At 64.0% G+C, this 1,901-nt stretch carries 2 protein-coding genes and 1 pseudogene; all 3 read left to right on the top strand.

The window, feature by feature from the left end:
* Positions 1-483: pseudogene (locus HP546_RS29730) on the top strand (MFS transporter); the annotation flags it as partial.
* A 111-nt stretch (positions 484-594) separates the two neighbouring features.
* Complete coding sequence (locus HP546_RS29725) at positions 595-903, top strand: hypothetical protein (RefSeq protein WP_172233302.1); 309 nt, start codon at positions 595-597, stop codon at positions 901-903.
* 48 nt (positions 904-951) lie between these two features.
* A complete protein-coding gene (locus HP546_RS29720; RefSeq protein ID WP_172233299.1) occupies positions 952-1,503 on the top strand; it encodes a YbhB/YbcL family Raf kinase inhibitor-like protein in 552 nt (183 codons plus the stop codon).
* Positions 1,504-1,901: the final 398 nt, after the last annotated feature.

Here is a 1,901-nt window from a genome sequence, read left to right as displayed (position 1 = left end):
GCCGGGTTGTGCGTCGTGCTGTCGCTGGTGACGGTATTCCTGCCGTCGGACTCGATCGTGCTGCCGGCCATGCTGTTCCTGCTGGGTGGCGGTGTATTCACCCTGTACCCGGTAGCCGTCAGCCATGCGGCCGACCGCGCGCCCTCCGATGCGCTGGTGCCGATGATCCAGGGCTTGCTGCTGATCAACTCGCTGGGCTCGGCCATGGCGCCAATGGCAATTTCGCCGGTGATGACCGAATTTGGCGAGGCCGGACTGTTCTGGGCGTTTGCCGTGGTCAACCTGGCCATGGTGTGCTTCTTCATGTGGCGCCGCGGCAAGCGCCCGGCGGCTGAGCACCCTGCACCGTTCACCGCTTCGACTACCTTCTCGCCGACTGGCGCCGAGTTGCGGGTCACCGAGGACCTGATGCATGCGGCCCAGGAACACCCGCCGCTGGAAGCCTCCGAGCCTGTGCACGCACCGCGTAGCGAAACCGAGTGAAGCCAAGGGGCTGCAGCGCAGCCCCTGCATTTACCACTCGTCGCCCGGAAGGCACCCCTGCCCCCGTCCCCAGCCCAACGAATGACAGATCATCCGCAAAGGAGACACGCCATGATCCGCATTCGCCCGCTCTCCCTGTGCCTGGCCCTCGGCCTGGCCTCCATCACTGGCACCAGCTTCGCCGCCACCGACACCAACACCGACAGCCGCCCGCAAACCGACCAGTCCGGCGGCAAGACGGCCGGTGAAGACAGCAGCGTTAACAGCCCTGGCAGCGGCAAGAGCAATGACAGCAGCGACACCGGCAGCAACACCGATGCCGCCGACGGCGCCAGTGGCGGCTCCAACAGCACCGGTGAAGCCACAGGCTCCGGTGCCGGGTACAGCGGTGGCACTGCCGAAGACCAGGACAGCCGCTGAGGCTGGCCTGGACTACACTGCGCCCCATCGCCCTGCCAAGGACTCGCCATGAACCTCAAACCCTGGCTGCTTGCTGCCCTCATACCTTGCAGCGCCATGGCAACCGGTAATAACCAGGGCGCCCTGTCGATCAGCTCTGCTTCGTTCACCGATGGGGGCGTGATTGCCTTGCAGCAGGTCGGGCCAGACCCGGCCTGCGGCGCTGGCGAACAAGTCACCCCGCAACTCAGCTGGGAAAACCTGCCCGAAGGTACCCAGTCGCTGGCGCTGATCATGTTCGACCCGGACGGCGGCAAAGGCATTGGCGTGGTTCACTGGATCGCCTACAACATCGACCCCGCCCAGGATGGCCTGAAGGAAGGCGCTGCCGCGCTGACCGGGCAGCACGTCACGGTGGGCCGCAACTCGCGCGGCACGCTCAGCTACCGAGGTCCTTGCCCTCCCGCCGGCGACAACCCGCACCATTACGCACTGACCCTGATCGCTACTGATCTACCAATAGGCACGCTGCCCGAAGGCCTGGACCGCAGCGGCCTGCTGCAGTTGTTGCAAGGCCATGCGCTGGGGGCTCAAAGCCTGGTTGGGCGTTACGGCCATTGAACCATTCAGTACAAAAACAAATGATCGCCACCATAGCATTTATCCATTGAATGCCCCGGCCGAACTGAAGTAAGCTCGGGCTCATTCACTGGAGAGCAACATGCCGAAACACACCCGCAACCACGCCAACCACACCGGTCGCAGCCTGCGCCCTGTGCTGGCCGTTGCCGGCTGCGTGGCACCTGCCAGCTATTACTTTGGGTATTGGTTTAGCCACTAGGCGCCGATACCCACACGGCGCCCACCTTCGAGGGGCCGCCGAACATGAGAATACTCAACCCCCGGTCGGCTCCCCGACCGGGGGTTTTGCTTTTCAGGCCTTTGCACATTACCGATTCAGATTGAGGACAGATTCATGAACTACGCCACTTATTACTACGCAAGCACCTCCGCCTGGC

Origin of the sequence: Pseudomonas sp. CM25 (assembly GCF_013179705.1) — a bacterium.
Taxonomy (GTDB): domain Bacteria; phylum Pseudomonadota; class Gammaproteobacteria; order Pseudomonadales; family Pseudomonadaceae; genus Aquipseudomonas.
The sequence above is the reverse complement of the archived record's forward strand: the minus strand, read 5'-3'. Positions and strand labels throughout refer to the sequence as shown.